The sequence below is a fragment of the Vibrio sp. 10N.222.54.E6 genome (assembly GCF_041473955.1).
Classification (GTDB): Bacteria; Pseudomonadota; Gammaproteobacteria; order Enterobacterales; family Vibrionaceae; genus Vibrio; species Vibrio tasmaniensis_A.
In genome coordinates this window covers 88,151-104,698 of sequence record NZ_JBFRTD010000036.1, presented here as the reverse complement: position 1 = coordinate 104,698, position 16,548 = coordinate 88,151, and the positions used below count along the sequence as shown (strand labels likewise).

14 protein-coding genes are annotated in these 16,548 nt (G+C 43.2%); 5 read left to right on the top strand and 9 right to left on the bottom strand.

Going from position 1 to position 16,548, the window contains the following annotated elements; translation table 11 throughout:
* Positions 1–8 precede the first annotated feature (8 nt).
* The 5 genes from phrB to AB4513_RS20105 all read right to left on the bottom strand — a co-directional run bounded on the left by phrB (position 9) and on the right by AB4513_RS20105 (position 4,626).
* Complete coding sequence (phrB, locus tag AB4513_RS20125; protein WP_102257684.1) at positions 9–1,424, bottom strand: deoxyribodipyrimidine photo-lyase; 1,416 nt, start codon at positions 1,422–1,424, stop codon at positions 9–11.
* The gene (locus AB4513_RS20120; RefSeq protein ID WP_017097810.1) at positions 1,421–2,368 is read right to left on the bottom strand and encodes a DUF523 and DUF1722 domain-containing protein; all 948 of its coding nucleotides are present in this window, start codon (positions 2,366–2,368) and stop codon (positions 1,421–1,423) included. The genes phrB and AB4513_RS20120 overlap by 4 nt, the downstream gene beginning before the upstream one ends.
* A gap of 176 nt (positions 2,369–2,544) precedes the next feature.
* Complete coding sequence (locus tag AB4513_RS20115; RefSeq protein WP_102248804.1) at positions 2,545–3,255, bottom strand: ChrR family anti-sigma-E factor; 711 nt, start codon at positions 3,253–3,255, stop codon at positions 2,545–2,547.
* Positions 3,248–3,895, bottom strand: coding sequence for a sigma-70 family RNA polymerase sigma factor (locus tag AB4513_RS20110; RefSeq protein WP_009846090.1), 648 nt, complete (start codon positions 3,893–3,895; stop codon positions 3,248–3,250). The genes AB4513_RS20115 and AB4513_RS20110 overlap by 8 nt, the downstream gene beginning before the upstream one ends.
* A 110-nt stretch (positions 3,896–4,005) precedes the next feature.
* On the bottom strand, positions 4,006–4,626 hold the full coding sequence (locus tag AB4513_RS20105; protein ID WP_102248805.1) for an LON peptidase substrate-binding domain-containing protein: 621 nt from the start codon (positions 4,624–4,626) through the stop codon (positions 4,006–4,008).
* 310 nt (positions 4,627–4,936) lie between these two features.
* On the opposite strand from AB4513_RS20105, the gene AB4513_RS20100 reads away from it, so the two are divergent.
* From AB4513_RS20100 to gltS, 5 genes are all read left to right on the top strand, one after another.
* The gene (locus tag AB4513_RS20100) at positions 4,937–5,323 is read left to right on the top strand and encodes a tautomerase family protein (RefSeq protein ID WP_017070218.1); all 387 of its coding nucleotides are present in this window, start codon (positions 4,937–4,939) and stop codon (positions 5,321–5,323) included.
* A 266-nt stretch (positions 5,324–5,589) separates the two neighbouring features.
* Positions 5,590–6,768, top strand: a complete 1,179-nt coding sequence (locus AB4513_RS20095) for an O-antigen ligase (RefSeq protein WP_102257683.1) — start codon at positions 5,590–5,592, stop codon at positions 6,766–6,768.
* A 78-nt stretch (positions 6,769–6,846) separates the two neighbouring features.
* Positions 6,847–8,811: an acyltransferase family protein gene (locus tag AB4513_RS20090; protein ID WP_102257682.1), complete on the top strand. Its 1,965-nt coding sequence runs from the start codon at positions 6,847–6,849 to the stop codon at positions 8,809–8,811.
* Between the two features lie 187 nt (positions 8,812–8,998).
* Positions 8,999–9,355, top strand: coding sequence for a YibL family ribosome-associated protein (locus AB4513_RS20085; RefSeq protein WP_010432454.1), 357 nt, complete (start codon positions 8,999–9,001; stop codon positions 9,353–9,355).
* A gap of 316 nt (positions 9,356–9,671) precedes the next feature.
* Positions 9,672–10,898 (top strand): sodium/glutamate symporter, encoded by a 1,227-nt coding sequence (gene gltS / locus AB4513_RS20080; protein WP_012601220.1) that lies wholly within the window; start codon positions 9,672–9,674, stop codon positions 10,896–10,898.
* A 202-nt stretch (positions 10,899–11,100) separates the two neighbouring features.
* Here the strand turns inward: gltS and norW are convergent, their stop codons facing one another.
* The 4 genes from norW to AB4513_RS20060 form a co-directional block, all read right to left on the bottom strand.
* The gene (gene norW, locus AB4513_RS20075; RefSeq protein WP_102257681.1) at positions 11,101–12,270 is read right to left on the bottom strand and encodes an NADH:flavorubredoxin reductase NorW; all 1,170 of its coding nucleotides are present in this window, start codon (positions 12,268–12,270) and stop codon (positions 11,101–11,103) included.
* A 1-nt stretch (position 12,271) separates the two neighbouring features.
* On the bottom strand, positions 12,272–13,777 hold the full coding sequence (gene norV, locus AB4513_RS20070; RefSeq protein ID WP_102257680.1) for an anaerobic nitric oxide reductase flavorubredoxin: 1,506 nt from the start codon (positions 13,775–13,777) through the stop codon (positions 12,272–12,274).
* Positions 13,778–14,332: 555 nt separating this feature from the next.
* Complete coding sequence (locus AB4513_RS20065) at positions 14,333–14,989, bottom strand: NAD(P)H-dependent oxidoreductase (RefSeq protein ID WP_009846099.1); 657 nt, start codon at positions 14,987–14,989, stop codon at positions 14,333–14,335.
* A gap of 323 nt (positions 14,990–15,312) precedes the next feature.
* Positions 15,313–16,179, bottom strand: coding sequence for a hypothetical protein (locus tag AB4513_RS20060; protein ID WP_009846100.1), 867 nt, complete (start codon positions 16,177–16,179; stop codon positions 15,313–15,315).
* Between the last annotated feature and the right edge of the window lie 369 nt (positions 16,180–16,548).

The following is a 16,548-nucleotide window of genomic DNA, read 5'->3' as shown; positions in this document are numbered from 1 at the left end:
CACTCTAATTATTTGAAGAAGGCTAAGGCTCTCAATCGTGCTTCTTTGTGCTCAACGATGGGTTGCCAGTATTCGCTGTCTATTCCGTTTTTAGCGATAAAGTCATGTGGGAAATGCACATGCTTATCTGGGATATTTTGCAGCTCTGGTATGTACTTACGAATAAAAATTCCTTTTGGATCAAACTTTTCACTCTGAGTGATTGGATTGAAAATTCGAAAGTAGGGTTGAGCATCACAGCCAGTACTTGAGGCCCACTGCCAGCCACCATTATTCGCGCTGAAATCACCATCGATAAGGTGCGACATAAAGAAACGCTCACCCCAACGCCAATCGATCAGCAGGTGCTTGGTTAGGAAGCTTGCCACCACCATTCTTAGCCTGTTGTGCATCCAGCCTGTCTCAACCAATTGACGCATTGCTGCATCAACTAATGGGTAGCCTGTTTTTCCTTCGCACCACGCTTTAAAGCTCGGGTTGTCGTGATACCAATCTAAGCCGTTGTATTTCTGCTGAAAGTTAGCGCCTTTAACCAGTTTAGGATGGTGGAACATCAAATGCTTATAAAAATCTCGCCAAATCAATTCGTTGAGCCAACAAAAGGCCGGTAATTGCGTATCAAATAACAGATCGGGTTGTTGCTGAATCAATTGAATCGCTAACCAACGTGGGCTCACTGCGCCAATTGCTAAATAAGGTGATAGGCCCGATGTTCCTTTAACTGAGGGAATATCTCTCAGACGTGCGTAGTCGTTGACTTTATTGCCTAAGAAATTGGGGATCACATTGCCCAATACATCTTGGCTTAATGGCCAGCGACTTGAATCAACACGAGGAAAGTCGAAATCATAGCCAGCGGAGAGGGTTAAGGCTTGTAAGTCGTCAGGAAGCTGTGTTTGTGAACGTTCAGTCGGCACGACAGGAGCTGGACTGCAGATGATGCCTTTCACCTGAACTTCTTTTAACCAAGCGTTCTTAAAGGGCGTAAAGACTTTGAACATCTCGCCTTGTTTGTTGAGAACGCTACCGAGTGGCAGCATAACGTCACAATCGCTGATCTTGAGGTTTAGGCCGCTTGAAATCAGCTCTTTATCGCGAGCTTGTTCATCGACCTCTGGTTCAGAGTTAGCGTAGACGCACTTGGCATCAAGCTGCTGGCACAAATCGATGAGCTGTTTGGATTGGTCGTCAAAGTCGCTAGCTTTCAGGTGAAGCAACGTTATCCCGAATTCAGCGAGCTGGGAATCGAGTTGTTTTAGATGACGATAGATAAAATCAGCTTTGATTGGCGCAAGATGGTGTTGCTGCCACGTTTGAGGTGTCGAAATGAAAACGGCGGTCGTTACGCCGTTTTCAACTGCCGAGAGGAGCGCTGGGTTATCGTGAATCCGCAGGTCTCGTCTTATCCATAGAATGTCGCTCAATATCCGTATCTCAGTTTAAGTTCTTGTGGGTGCGGGTTTAGGTAAACCTGTGATTCAAGGTACTCGTTTGGGTATTCCATCAAGTAGTGGTTGATCAGTGTTAGTGGAACTAACAGAGGAACTAGCCCTTCTCTGAATGATGAAATCTGATTCGTGAGCTCTTGTTTGTGAGCGCTGCTCAGTTGTTTCTTAAAGTAACCTTGTAAGTGATGCAGAGTATTAGCATGACTGCCGCGGTTTGCATGGTGCATTAGCGCCGTCATCAGACCTTCGATGTACTTTTCAGCCAGCTCATCAATCTCTAAATCGTTACTCGCTAAAAGTTTGCCTAGGCTCTTATAGCCTTCAATGTGGTGACACATTACCAGGTACTTGTGAGCGCTGTGGAATTGAATCAGCTTGTGTTTAGTTACGCCTTCGTCAACAAGGTTGAGCCACTTCTGATAAGTGAAGACACGTGTCATGAAGTTTTCGCGCAAAATAGGGTCATTGAGGCGACCATTCTCTTCAACTGGAAGTAATGGGTTGCCTTCCATCACTTGTTTGGTGAACATGCCTACGCCTGTCGATTCAGAGCCGCGACCGTGGTGGTGGTACACTTTTACTCTTTCCATACCGCAGGTTGGGCTTTTTTGACACACAATGAATCCTGCGATGTGCTGGTTGCTCTTTGAATAGTTTTGTCCAAACTCGATCAGATCATTGGTCACATCACCAGAACCGTCAGGTCTAGAAACGTGAATGATATTGTCTAGCTGACGAACTTGGCGAATGGTTGGGCGAGGTGTTGGAAGACCCACTGCCATTTCTGGGCATACTGGTTCTAGTTCAACATAATCTGCAAGGTCATCTGTACAAAAACGAGAGCGTTTGTGACCTGTATCGAAACGTACCTTATGTCCTGCAACACAAGCACTAATGCCTATTTTAATTTTCTTTTCCATTGGCCAACTCCTTTGCTCTTGCTTTGAGCTATTTATTATATTTCAACATTGCTAATCGTACTTACAGAGCCGGGTGTGTTTTAAGTCTCAACAGCGTTGATGTTTTAAGCCAGATGTATTTGACGATATACAGGATAACTTCATGCCATCCTGTATATTTATAGCGTGCAACAGGGTTAATAGATATATTTACCGAGTGGATTGAATAACTGGCTCACACCTTTTGTGAAGTAAAGCGCATCACTTGAAACAGTTAAACACACACAGCCTTCTTTAGTCGCAGGTTGGTGGGTGTGTTCTCCATCTAACCAGATGAAATCGCCTTTGTTGTAGACGCCCATTTCGTCTTCGAAACTGCCTTCTAAAAGAAGCGTGATCTCGAAGCCTTTGTGGGTGTGGCAAGGAACTTGTCCATCTTTGTCGATGTGCAGCAAGCTGGTGTGGTGTGCTTCGTCGTCAAAATCGAGTCGCGCTCGCGAAATTTTGCCTAAGTTCATCCAGTCTTTTCTCGCCACTGAGTTCAACGCGCGAGGAATAGTGAACGTGGTGTCTGCAACCGTAACTTGCTGAACTTCGGGTGTCACTTCGATAGCTTGAGATGAATCAGCAGTGATTTGAGCAATCGTATCAAAATCAAACTCTCCATCATCGGATAGGAACGCGTCCATTTCGCTGTCAGAAAGTTGAAGCCCTGAGGTATCGCTTTCAAAGGCAGATGTATCGCTTTCAAAGACAGTGTCAGCAGCTTGCGCCGTCAGCATGCTCACTTGTTTTTGGCAGTGTGCACAAAGCTCTACATGGCTAGAAACAATCAGAGAAACCGAATCCGCTAGATTGCCATCGACAAAATCTTTCAAGATTGCCGCATTTGGGTGATGTTTAATCATGGTCTTGTTCCCCCATGTGAACTTTTAGTTTGGCGAGTGCGAGTCTTAGACGTGATTTAACAGTTCCAAGCGGGACATCGAGTTGTTGGGCGAGCTGCTCTTGCGATAACTCTTGGAAGTAGACACCTTTCACAATGGTTTTTTGAGCGAGAGGCAACTTTTCGATTTGAGTCATTACATGACGGCTCATTAGATGATCGCCAAACTGAAGCTGATCACTTTGTGATTCGGCTACCATGGCGTCAATTGGCCAAATGTCGTCAGCGATGGTTTGCTCTGCTTTCGCTTTTACCTTTCTTAACATATCAAAGGCGGCGTTCCGCATAACGGTATAAACCCAAGTGGTTGCTGCGCCTTTCTCTTCGTTGTAGAGATGCGCTTTCTTCCAAACGTTGGTCATCGTGTCTTGGACTAGCTCGTTGGCAGCGGCTTCACCGCCCAACTTACTGATGCCAAAACGCTTGATTTTGGGAGCAAAGAATTTAAACAAGCAAGTAAATGCCTGCTTATCTCTGTCTGAACCAACCAAAATCAGCCAGCTTGAGAGCTCTGTAGGTACCTTACTTTCGGTAGGTAGTTTGTTGTCGGGGATAATGACATGCTCCTTGCCGTTCCCTGTTCTTCTGCTTTCCACTTGCATAGTAATCAACCATCATGCGAATTTGATAGACACTACGTGGAGAGTGAGAGTAGGGATCACTTTATTTTAAATTAATTTCTACTATACAAAATTATAGTGAATAAAAGTGCTTATTGCCCTGTAATGATTTGATTCAAAAAGGGAACTAAAGACGGAAAACTAGCGGGTTCTGTGAATTTGGTTTTCTTTTCCAATGGGATAGGCATCATTTCGAGGAGTCGAGCACAGATCCATTGAGGACTTTCAAAGTCAGGAGTGGGGTAAAGTGCTCTGATTGAATCGTGTTCTCGAAACAACTCGACAAGAAACGCAGTCACCACGTTCGGCACCTTATAGCTGTGTTGTGGCCAATGAGGCAAAGGGCGGAAATCACTTTTGATTAGGTCATCAGTGTCGCGGAAGGAGGAGTGAAGCTGCACCAACTGTTCGCCTTCAACATCGATTTCCAAGATTTGATCATCGGACATATTGAAATCGACAATAGACACTTTTGTCCCCCAAGAACTCAGACGTTCGGAGTTGGTGTCGTCCTGAGTCGCAATGATGAAGCCGTCTCCTTGCGCAGCATGAGCGACCATTTTCAAATACTTGGGTTCGAAAATACGCAGTCTTTGTCTGCCCCTTGGCAAAATGAATAACGGGAGAGGAAACACCGCAAGCTCTTGAGAAGTCTCTACGGGTGTTTCTGATTCGGTTTCTATCCGTGTGATCTTCTCAGCTGAATTCGGCACATAGCACTCCTTAGTTCATACATGATTGAGTCTGTACGGATTTGATTCGTACGTAATTCAGAGATGTATACGCGTGCTCGTTGAAGTTCGATCAATGTGGGGTGATGTATTGAACAGGAAGTTAGAGAGAGGGAGACATGGTTTTTTGTCGCGTTTATTCGCAATTCAATCGGTTTAACCTTTTTTAACTTACGGCATTAGGTAATATGGGTTAAGAATTAGTCAATGGGTAGATAACAAGTGACACGCTTATCTTACGTTGTTTATTTCTTAGTTCTTCTTTACCTGACATCACATCAAAGGAATGGTCATGATCGTTATTTATGGTATCAAAGAGTGCTTAAATCCGATTAAGTTACAGCTTTCTAATGTCTTACAACAATGTTTGAACAGTGAGATGGGGTTACCTGATGACAAACGAGCGCATCGGTTTGTACCATTAGAAAGAGATGATTTCTTTTATCCCGAAGGGCGAACAGAAGCTTATACCGTCATAGAAATTAATATGATGGAAGGGCGAGCGGTGAACACCAAAAAGCGCCTGATTAAGAAGATATTTTCTGAAATAGAAAAGCAGCTGGCCATCTCTCCCATTGATATCGAGATTACCATTAAGGAACAGCCATCGCATTGCTGGGGCTTTCGAGGCATGACTGGCGATGAAGCCCAAGATCTTAAATATAAAGTAAAGGTCTAGGGTTTAAGCTCCTAACTCCTAACTCCTAACTCCTAATACGTAAGACAGAAGGCTTAAGCTAACCTATCTAGTCGTGGTTTTGGAGTTTGATGCCAAAGCCGTTAGATGGGCTGAGTTTGGACATATGAATTTTAGGTAAATGATTCATAGACAATGCCCTAAAGCGACTAGTTTCTTTGTTTTCCGCTGTATGTCACTACAGTTCGTTTGCGACAGTGGCAAGTTTGTTTTAGAGTGCAACTCTTCTCAGCATTTTTAGATTAGTTATGGTTAGAATCAACACGAATTTAATTCAAAAGATACTCATTACACTGCCTTTGTTTTGGATTGTTACCGTTCAGGTGTGGTTAGGTCAGGGGAGTAAGCCTCTTGCGGGTATCACTTTATTGATTGCGGCCTGTTGTGCTCTTTTGTACCGAAAAAACAAGGAGAAGCATGACTGGTTTGAAGATGGCTGGGTGTGGATACTGCTCTTGCTCTCTATTTTTTCCACTATATCTTACGAGTTGCATGGTTTCAGTAGTCAAGAATTGAGGGCAACGTTGATTGCTCTGGTATTTTTCCTTTTTTATCGAAATGGCTTTGTTAAGTTATCAGGTATACAGAACTTATGTTTCACTTCTGTTGTCAGTACAACCGTCCTTGTTGCTTACTATATCTTTTTTCTCTCTGGGGATCGGGGGAGCTTGCCGTCTAATGCTCTTGTTATAGCTTCAATTCAAGGCTTCTCTGTCATTTTATTGCTCGCACTTGGGTGTGTTTCGTATGAAGGGAAAAGGCTCAAGACAATGGCTATCTTGGCATTTATAGGTTTTCTATCCATGTTTTTGGTGGGGTCAAGAGGGCCTCTATTAGCCGTAATTAGTATTGCTTTAGTTGTTCTATTCAAAATGATGATACAACATCGTCAGCACAAGACGCTGTTTGCTGTTAGTGTCATTGTCATTTTCTCTGTGTTTTTGATGTCGAAATATGAAGTGGTAAGTAAACGTATTGACTATAGCTTGCATGAGTACCATGAGATATCGCAAGGCAACATGGATACTTCCATAGGCTTAAGATTACAAATGTATCAAGCAGGGTTCGATTTCTTTGTGGATAGCCCCTTGCTAGGCATTGGAGGTGATAAAGAAGCGCAATTAGATAAACTCTCATTCACGCCAACAAATTCGGGTAAGAGATTTATCGTTAATGCGCATCTTCATAACAACTATATTGATAAAGCGGCTTCATCCGGTTTGGTAGGCATTGCCCTTCTTATGCTTAGCTTGATGTACCCTTTGTTTAATTCAAGCTACAAGCTATCGCCCATTGTATTGTTACCGGTCGTTTATTTTTCTTTGATGTGTCTATTCGATTCACCTTTCAGGAATGGTGATTTAGCTGTCATGTACTTTGTGTTTATTGGAGTACTACTAAAACTGCAAGTGAGAAAAGAAGCGTAATGAAACTAGCGTATTACGCTAATTTCATTGTGGGTAGTTTTAGTGCGTTTATTGATTTAAGGTTATAACGAACAAATAATGAATAAAAATTTCAGGTATGACATCAATGCATTACGTGCATTAGCTGTCTCAATCGTCGTCATTTTCCATTTTTTTCCGGGTTTTATCACTGGCGGCTTTTTAGGTGTGGATGTGTTTTTTGTCATTTCAGGTTTCCTGATGACAAAAATTATCATGTCGAGTTTGGAAACTAATACCTTCTCATTAAAGGACTTTTATTTAGCGAGAGCAAAACGCATTATTCCTGCCTTAGCGGTTATGTGCCTTGTTGTGTTACTCGTTGGCATTATTTACCTAGACCCTTGGGCGTTAAGAAAATTAGGTAAGCATATTCTCACCAGTGTCGGGTTTGTTTCTAACCATACCTATTTAAAAGAGTCGGGATACTTTGATGTGGCCGCGCAAAGCAAGTGGTTACTTCACACTTGGTCTTTATCCGTAGAATGGCAATTCTATGTATTATATCCTCTTGTTTTAATGGCGACCTACAAGTTATTCGGAGCTAAAGGTGCAGCCGTTGCTATTGGAACGACTCTAATCGGAAGTCTAGCTTATAACTATGCGTATTTAGGGAGCTCGGCTTCTTATTACACATTACCGTCCCGCGCATGGGAACTGCTCGCAGGTTCGGTGGTTGCTTTGAAAAGAGCGCCCATTGAATTAAAAAAGTCCAATGTTCAGTTATTGCTGTTAGTTGCTATTGCCTCACTGTTTATTTCACCTGTCTTGATAGACAGCAGCACACTGTGGCCGAGTCATGTGACGCTTATTCCGGTCATTGCTACCGCGATAATTCTGCTTTTGAATTTGGACCTCAATTTTACCTTTCATAAATCACGACTGATACAATGGGTTGGGTTGTGTTCCTACTCAATTTATCTCTGGCATTGGCCTATTAATGTTTTCATTAAGAACCTTACGAGCAACACTATTACTCACAATATAGTTGGAGTAATGATATCGGTATTGATGGGGATCCTTTCTTTTAAGTTCATTGAAAGTTACCGACCTAAAAAAGCACGTAAAGGCGCTAGTTTTTTTGTGGCTTATTATCCCGTAGTTTTTGCTATCCCTGTTGCCCTGATCGGACAGGTTGTTTATGAAAGTGAAGGGTTACTTTGGCGCCTGGATAAAACACAGCTAGTCATTGCACAAAGTGTCTATGAACGGAATCCACGAAGCGGAGAGTGCCACGTCGAATTTGGACCATCTCCTGAATGTCACTATGGCTCAGGACCCGTATCCGCTATTGTTTTAGGCGATAGTCATGGCGCATCGATAGTGAGAAGTGTTGAAGCGTCAGCACCTAACGATACATCGGTCATCGACTGGACGAGAAGCGCATGTCCGACGATTTCAGGTATCAAAAGAGTGCTTTCAAGTGGTGAGTTATCAGAAGAGTGTGGGGATTTTGTCTCAGCATCGCTAATAAAAGCGAAAACCAACTACCCTAATGTTCCTGTTGTTGTCATTAACAGAATGGGTGGCTATCTTTATGGTTCGAATGAAGATGGGTGGCAAAGTGAGAACGAAAAGATCAGTTTAATCGCAGGAGATAAAAGGTTTCAGACCAGATCGGAAGAGTACCTGAACTCAATCTTATCCAGTTTTGAAAAGACCATGTGCGAGCTTAGTCAATCTAACCCTGTTTATTTGGTCAAGCCAATCCCTGAGCTTAAGAAAGATGTACCTAAAACTATGTATAAGTATTCGATTTTAAATCAATCTGATATTTCGGTTTCTATTCCTCTTGAAGAGTACCGACAAAGAACCGCATTGATTACGAAATCTTATGAAAAAATCAGCCAAAACTGTCGAGTTACTCTTATAGACCCTGAACCGATATTTTGTGATGATCAGCAGTGCCTAGGGGATATCAACAATCACCCAACATACGTTGATGACGATCACCTGAATGAATTTGGTGCTGGCCAACTTATTCCTCAATTTCGCGAAAAAATATGGGGTCAATCAGCTCCGTAGGAAATGCTCATTCGCCCTTATTGTTTACACGAAAGAATAAGGGCGTTTCTGTGTTTGGAGCTATTGTGTTGGTCTTAAATGATTCGTTTAGGTAGCGATGTTTAAGATAAATTTCGGTTCAAGTGAACCCTTGTGCTATACTCCGCGCCCCAATCCGAATTGGCTTGTTAAATCTTAGGAAATTATTATGAGTGTTAAAAACGAACTTCAACAAATTAACAACCGTCTAGACAAGTGTCGCAACAAGTTAGCGGCTGCTAAAACTCGTAATGATCGTCCTGTTGTTCGTCAATTTGAAGATGAGATTAAGAAGCTAACTAAGAAAATTGCACAGCTTAAACACAAAGAAAGCTTTGATGTGAATCAAGAGCGTAAGTCTCTGATTGATATGCCATTTAGCCGTGAAATCACAAAAGCTGAGCAAGCGGATATGGGTAAACTTAAGAAGTCTGTTAAAGGATTAGTAATTGTTCACCCAATGACCAAGATCGGTAAAGAGCTTCGCATTGAGGTTATGACTGGTTACGCACCGAAAAAATTCTAATTGCCAGTGATGGTGATGAAAAAGGAGCTAGCAATAGCTCCTTTTTGCTTTTTTAGGTATTAAAAAAGCAGAGTCAGCGGTAATAATACTCACGCCGTTTTCAACTTTTTAGAGGTGATTGTTGTCACAAATCCTTTTATCTCCTATAAAAGTTAACGTGCTACTAACATGGCACCAAGTGAACGCAGTAATGTGTTCGCTTTTCGAATCTACAATTTCTCTCCAGTTTGTATAAATATAGGTAGAGCAGCACAGATAATTACAGATAAAACTAGACTCGTTAAGGAAGATGAGAACGTAAAAAAATAGAGGTTATATGAATCAATTAATTTCAATTGGACCACTAGAATCCTTCCTAATCGCGATTAGTGTTTTGTTTCTAGGTCATTTCGTCAATGCAAAGCTTCCTGTTCTCAAAAAGTACAATATCCCAGAGCCCATTGTCGGCGGCTTGATTGTCGCTTTTGCTATTACAGCCCTGCACTTTAACGGCCTTGATCTTGAGTTTTCTTTGCCCTTGCAGAACACATTTATGTTGATGTTCTTTGCAACGGTCGGCCTTGCAGCTAACTACACACAGCTGATGAAAGGTGGTGCCAAGGTATTCCTATTCTTAGGGGTGGCTTCGGTTTACATCATTATCCAAAACGGTGTAGGCGTAACCTTAGCAACGACACTAGGCCTTGAGCCCTTGATGGGTTTGATTGCTGGCTCTATCACCCTTTCGGGTGGTCACGGTACAGGCGCGGCTTGGTCTCAAACTTTTGCAGACACGTTTGGCATTGCAAATACGTTAGAAATCGCAATGGCTTCAGCGACCTTTGGTTTGATCATCGGTGGTATTATCGGTAGCCCAGTGGCGCAAAAGCTGATTGATAAAAACCAGCTTGAATCTGAGTACGGTACTGGCACGCAAACGCACGAACGCTTCCCTGAACTTGTTACTTATAACGAGTATGAAGAAGACAAAGTGACGGCGAAGAAGGTGATTGAGGTGTTGTTCATCCTTCTTATCTGTATCACAGGTGCGAAGTACCTAGAGCAGTGGGTGGCGACTTTTGAAATTTCTTGGTTGATGATTCCTGACTTCGTTTACGCGTTGTTTATCGGTGTGTTCATCACTAACGTGTTTGAAGTGACCAAGCTGCATAAGACTGACAGCGAAACGGTCGATATTCTTGGTACGGTGTCATTGTCACTGTTCCTAGCAATGGCGCTAATGAGCCTTAAGCTTTGGAACATCTTTGACCTTGCGATTCCGTTCTTGGTTATCCTTGCGGTTCAGGCGGTGGTGTTAGGTATCTTCTCTTACTTTGTGACGTTTAAAGTAATGGGTTCTAACTACGACGCAGCGGTTATGGCAGGTGGTCACTGTGGTTTCGGCCTAGGTGCAACACCAACAGCGGTAATGAACATGGGCTCTTTGGTGAACCGTTTTGGTCCATCGCCACAAGCCTTCATGGTGGTGCCAATTGTTGGTGCCTTCTTTATCGATATCGTTAACCTGATTATCCTTCAAGGTTACATCTCGTTTATCGGTTAATGTTCGCCTTTGCTTAAACGCGATGAGCTCATCGCACTAAGATGAACACAAGAAAGCCAGTCTGTTGACTGGCTTTTTTATTGCTTGCTTATACTCGAGTTGCTCTAGTATAAGCATCAAATTTTCCCGAATTTGATGTGTATTTTTGCGTTGAATACAGCCGAACATATGTAATGAGTCGACTGCTTTTACACCTTTGTACTTATGATGGTGAACTGATTTGCAACTCCTTTAGTAAAGGAAATGCAGCCTTGATGTGCTCTCCCGTGACAATGAATCCAACCAACTGGTTATCTTCATTGAAGCCTTTGGCGACAATGCCTTTAGGATCGAATCGAGTTTCCCAGCTCTGAGCTGTGTGAATATCGCGCCCTGCCAGCTGAATCGGGTAACTCGGTGTTTTCACCTTGGTGATCATATGAGGCAAGCTGAGCTTTGCATCGCCCACTTTGATCTCGCCTTTATCCTTAGTTAACTGCTTGGCCAACACGTTTGCCGATAAGATTGCTGGCTGCAAATAGGCCATCACGCGCCCTTCAATTTCAGCGCAATCACCAATCGCATACACATTTTCGACACTGGTTCTCATGATGGTATCGACCACAACCCCTTTGTTTACTTCTATTCCCGCTTGTGTGGCTAACTGCGTGTTTGGTCTTAGCCCTGCTGCGGCAATCACGATATCGGTTCGTATCAATCGAGAAGAATTGGTTTGCAACCTCACTCCATCAGAAAGATACGTTGCGCGACACACTGCAGAATCGGTTTCGACGGTAACCCCTGCTTTTGTCAGTTCCCTTTCCAATTCAAGCGAAACGAAAGGTGGCACTAGGTTATTCAATAGATAACTTGCGGGTTCGATAATCGTGACATCTTTACCCGCAGTTTGAAGGTCGAATGCGAGCTCGACCCCAATCAAGCCTCCACCCATCACGGTGATGCGTTGAGCGCCATCGATCTGAGCTTTGTGTTTATCGAACTCTTCCAAACTATTTAACGTAATGGTTGCGCTGCGTTTAAGCCCTTCCGCTGGTGGTATAAAAGGCGTCGCGCCCGTCGCTAATACCAACTTTGAATAGTGGATAGATTGGCCATCAACATGAACACACTGCTGCTCAATATCTATCTCGCTCACAAGTGCTTTGGTTTTGATGACTACGTTGTAGTGCTCTGCCAATTGTTGAGCGTTATGTACTGCCAGTGTTTCCGGCGTTTGTTCCTGACTGAACGCGTGCGAAAGATTCGGCTTACTGTACTCAACCCCGGCATCGGCGGTGATCATAGTAATCGCGATATCTTGGTCAAGCTTACGTACCATCTTGATGGTTTGTAGGGCAGCGAAACCGCCACCCACAATAACAATGTTCGACATGCTACTTCTCCACAAACACTTCTTTACCTAAATGGCATTCAGGGCAAAGGAAATCATCAGGTACTTGCGCCCAAGGAGTTCCAGGCTCGACGCCTTGGTAGGGTTCGCCCAACTGTGGGTCGTACACCCATTCGCATACTGTGCAACGCCAGCAAGTGCAATCTGCACTGTGTACTGGCTTGTCTTGCGCTTCTTCTTGCTTCTGCTCTGTTGTGTCTTTGAGCTCGGCAGTGGTGTTTGCCGGTGCTGGTGTGGCTTCAAGCGGTGTTACATTTCGTGATACTTGTTTCGGTGTGCTCACTTCATCTGCTTCTACACGCCAAACCTCGGCCAGTGTCATGCCGTAATCGATACATTGGCGAAGAGCGTCTGTGTCTGGTTTCCAATGGATGTGTTGCGGAGCACTGACTTCGAAGTTGGCTTCATGTAAGCGAGCGTCGATACGTTTTACCGCGCCGCCTGTCCAACCTGAAGAGCCAAATGCAGCGGCTCTTTTACCTGAAAAACGTAAGCCGTGGATCTCTTCTAGTAGTGCAGCGATTTGCGGCATCATCACATTGTTCATGGTCGATGAACCAACAAGCACACCCTTTGAACGGAAGATATTGGCAAGGATGTCATTCTTATCGTGCTTAGAGATATTAAAGACTTTGATTGCTGTTTCTGGGCTGCCTTTACGGATACCTTTTGCGATTGCGTCAGCCATCATGCGAGTGTTGTTCGACATGGTGTCGTAGACAATGGTGATACGATCTTCTTTGTAGGCTTTAGACCACTCGTAGTATTGCTCAACAATTTGCGTCGCGTTGTCACGCCAAATACAGCCATGAGAGGTTGCGATAACATCGATAGGCACACCTAAGCTCAATACTTCTTCTATCTTCGCTTTCACCAAAGGCGCGAAAGGTGTGAGGATGTTCGAGAAGTAACGCAGACATTGATCATGAAGCTCGACTTGGTCTAGCTGATCGTTGAATAGGTTTTCATCACAGTAGTGCTGACCGAACGCATCGTTACTGAACAGGATCTCGTCACCTGTGAGGTATGTTGCCATTGAGTCTGGCCAGTGCAGCATTTTCATCTCAACAAAGATGAGTTGCTTACCGTTACCGACATCAAGAGTGTCACCGGTTTTGACGGTTCTGAAATTCCAGTTTGGTTGGTGGTGGTGACCAACAATGGAGTTTACACCTGCTTCAGTGCAATAAACCGGCGTGTTCGGAATTTTAGCAAGCAGCGCAGAGAGAGCGCCTGAGTGGTCTTCTTCGGCGTGCTGACAAATGATGTAGTCGATCTCATTGATATCGATTTCCATCTCTAGGTTTGCAAGGAATTGTTCAGTAAAGCGATGATCAACGGTATCAACAAGCACCGTTTTCTCTTCACGAATCAGGTACGAGTTATAGCTGGTACCTTTGTTCATGTGGTATTCCTTACCATGGAAGTGTTCTGTTTCCCAATCGTGGACGCCAACCCAGTGAACATTTGATTTAACGTGAATAGTCATAATGATAATACCTTATTTAAATATCTAAGGTCATCAATGCACTAGTTGTGCCATGTTTTTAAGTGTCTGTTTTAAATGTGTTTGTTTGGTCTTTGTGTTGTTTGGTGAGTCGTTTTGACGTTCTGTGTTTTGTGGTTGAAATGAATCTTAGGTGTCTTTATGACTTTGTGGATTTATAGCGGTTTGGCAAGAAAATTAATGATGTTTGCTCAGAAAGAGCAGGGTGAGGAACATGTTTCAACAAAGGGGATTATAGCGTAACTCCTGCGCTTCGCGAATTAGAACACGTGGATTGATTAAGTCTTGGTGGTCTAAAAAGCGGCTGGAATGGCTAAAGCTGAGATAGAAAAGATGGATGCGAAATACAGACATGAAAAAGGCCAGACGAGTGTCTGGCCAAAACAAGGCAGTGTAATTTAACAGTCTGAAGTGCTGTTGAAACTATATTTTGTAAAACGAAAAAGCGTTTTAAAAATTAAAGCGTTATAGCAGTTAAGCGTTGTAACTGTTTAACGTGTTATCGCTGTTGATTCATTTGTCATCTTAATTCGCGCGTTAAAGCGTCGTCACGATTTCATCAAGAGCTAGGCGTGCTTTTGGTTTACCGTGGTTATAGTCTTCGCCGTCTTTGTGGTAGCCGATTGCTAGCGCTACATCAACAACGTGACCGTCTAGTTCGTCAGCAAACTCTTCGCCGATCATAGCGGCATCTACGCCTTCCATCGGTGTTGATGCAATACCAAGACGAGCCAGTGTGTGCATTGTGTTACCTAGCGCGATGTACACTTGAGACTTAGTCCAGTTACCGTTGAAACCAGTCTCATCTGTGTTCATTTCTGCGAATGCGTAAGCCCCTAAGAACTGCTCGTACATTTCAGCGGGTAGGTGACCAGAGCTTACTTCTGTGTCAGCACGCTTTGCGAATTTCTCTTTAGTGTACTTAGGATCGTGAGCAAACAGGATCGTATGTGACGCTTCTTTCGCATGCGGTTGGTTAAACTGGAACATGTTCTCGAAAGTATTGTGGAAGCGTTGTTTTGCTGCGTCACTCTCAATGATGATGAATTTCCAAGGCTGAGAGTTGATAGAAGAAGCTGACAAACGAAGTGCTTCTTTGATTACTTCCATGTCTTCCGCAGAGATGCGCTTTTCTGCATCGTATTTTTTAGCTGTGTAGCGAGTGTTTAGATCTGAAATGATTGGATGAGTCATGTTGAATCCTAATATCTATCAATATAAATGTTGTAGGGTTTTATGTTCGGTAACGTCAACAATAAACGGATAACGCATTTAGGCTATATCTCTATAGAAGTCGTTTCTAGAACAGTCAGCCTCTAAAAGGCTGAACGCTTAAATGGCTATCGAGCATGCCCCAATAAATCGAGTATCTGCGGTAGCTCAAGTCGATGGGTGTAAGATAATAGAAGATTGGCTTGGGAAAAATAGCGAACACATCAAATCACTATGGTTAATAATGTCCATAATGATCTGATTAGTGTGATCTGGATGTGTGTTGGTTTTCGAAAATCAGCCAGTTAGTACGCTTTGATTCCATATTGGCGTAATAAAGAGGGAAGTACACTGTCGAGGTTTGGGATATCTTCAGGGTTAAGTTCAATCAAGCTAAAACCGTGCTCTTGGTAAACTTTCTTGGTCGCATTTCGTTTGTCTTCTTCTATAGGGCCTGAATCTGTTCCCCAGAATTGAATGTATACCTTGCCGCTTGGCAGGTAGAAATCGCTCATTACTTCTTTTGATATTGGGAGCGGACGTTCATAGGCATGAACCACTCCCGCCATATAAAGCCAGTTATCGATGATCAGCTCTCCCTTTGAACGTACATAATGTCCGTCTAAGGTTCGGTGTTTCGCCTCAAATTTCTGACGAAAGCTAGAAAACGAGACATCGGTAGAGTGGCTTTCAGCATCATGCCCTAGAAATTCGACAACAGACTGCTTCAAACGTTTATTGCGAACCAACGAATCGTGCCATACCACAAATAGGTTTTGAGTCGCTTTATCTTCCCTTTGCTCACCGCCTGCTTTTAAGCCTGTTGAGGTGACATGCCAACCATCTTCTTCACGTGTTATCCAACCAAGCTCGCTGAGCAACAGGTTAATTTTTTTTGCGCTAAGTTGAAAGGCACTGCCTAGTTGAGTTGCCGTTAGCGTTTTTCCAGAGAAAGAATCTAGGTCGATGAGTAGTTTTTCTGGCCAGACAATAAAGACACCAAACTTCTTGTGTTCGACATACTCCCCACCAAAGCTTTCGCCTCGTTCTGTGAGTACCCAACGCTCCTGTGAACGCACGATATAGCCAGCTGTTTTCAAATCACTGAATAGAGCCTTCGCTTCTATCCCTTTTTGTTTGGCTAGTGCTGATGTGGAAATCTTGTCTGGCATAGTCTGTTTCTCAATTAGCAGTAGAACTGCTGATTAATGTTGAGGGGCTGTTGTATAGAATAGGGAAATACAATAACACAACTGTTGATGCTAACTGCAGTTCACTGGTCTATGTTTTTAATGAGTGTTTGCTCTCTTTTTTATTTTTAGGAAAATGTAGGTCAAGGTGTAATTAAATTACATAATTGGCAGATTGATTCACCTGGATGCATGTTTTCTATCCATGATGCGATGCTCTTTTATACGGTTTATATGGTTTCTAGATGCTATCTTTTATTAAGTGTGATTTACATCACTATTTATTTTTAAGTATTACAAAATAAAGTGTGATCTACATCGCTATTGAATGAGTGTTATTCTCGCTAATTT

Bases quoted from the DNA above. Each gene is read 5' to 3' on its own strand.
- AB4513_RS20110 (WP_009846090.1), bottom strand. From the start codon at position 3,895: ATGCAAGTGGAAAGCAGAAGAACAGGGAACGGCAAGGAGCATGTCATT.
- gltS (WP_012601220.1), top strand. From the start codon at position 9,672: ATGAATCAATTAATTTCAATTGGACCACTAGAATCCTTCCTAATCGCG.
- AB4513_RS20095 (WP_102257683.1), top strand. From the start codon at position 5,590: ATGGTTAGAATCAACACGAATTTAATTCAAAAGATACTCATTACACTG.
- AB4513_RS20060 (WP_009846100.1), bottom strand. From the start codon at position 16,179: ATGCCAGACAAGATTTCCACATCAGCACTAGCCAAACAAAAAGGGATA.
- AB4513_RS20065 (WP_009846099.1), bottom strand. From the start codon at position 14,989: ATGACTCATCCAATCATTTCAGATCTAAACACTCGCTACACAGCTAAA.
- AB4513_RS20090 (WP_102257682.1), top strand. From the start codon at position 6,847: ATGAATAAAAATTTCAGGTATGACATCAATGCATTACGTGCATTAGCT.
- AB4513_RS20115 (WP_102248804.1), bottom strand. From the start codon at position 3,255: ATGATTAAACATCACCCAAATGCGGCAATCTTGAAAGATTTTGTCGAT.
- AB4513_RS20100 (WP_017070218.1), top strand. From the start codon at position 4,937: ATGATCGTTATTTATGGTATCAAAGAGTGCTTAAATCCGATTAAGTTA.
- AB4513_RS20085 (WP_010432454.1), top strand. From the start codon at position 8,999: ATGAGTGTTAAAAACGAACTTCAACAAATTAACAACCGTCTAGACAAG.
- norV (WP_102257680.1), bottom strand. From the start codon at position 13,777: ATGACTATTCACGTTAAATCAAATGTTCACTGGGTTGGCGTCCACGAT.
- norW (WP_102257681.1), bottom strand. From the start codon at position 12,270: ATGTCGAACATTGTTATTGTGGGTGGCGGTTTCGCTGCCCTACAAACC.
- AB4513_RS20120 (WP_017097810.1), bottom strand. From the start codon at position 2,368: ATGGAAAAGAAAATTAAAATAGGCATTAGTGCTTGTGTTGCAGGACAT.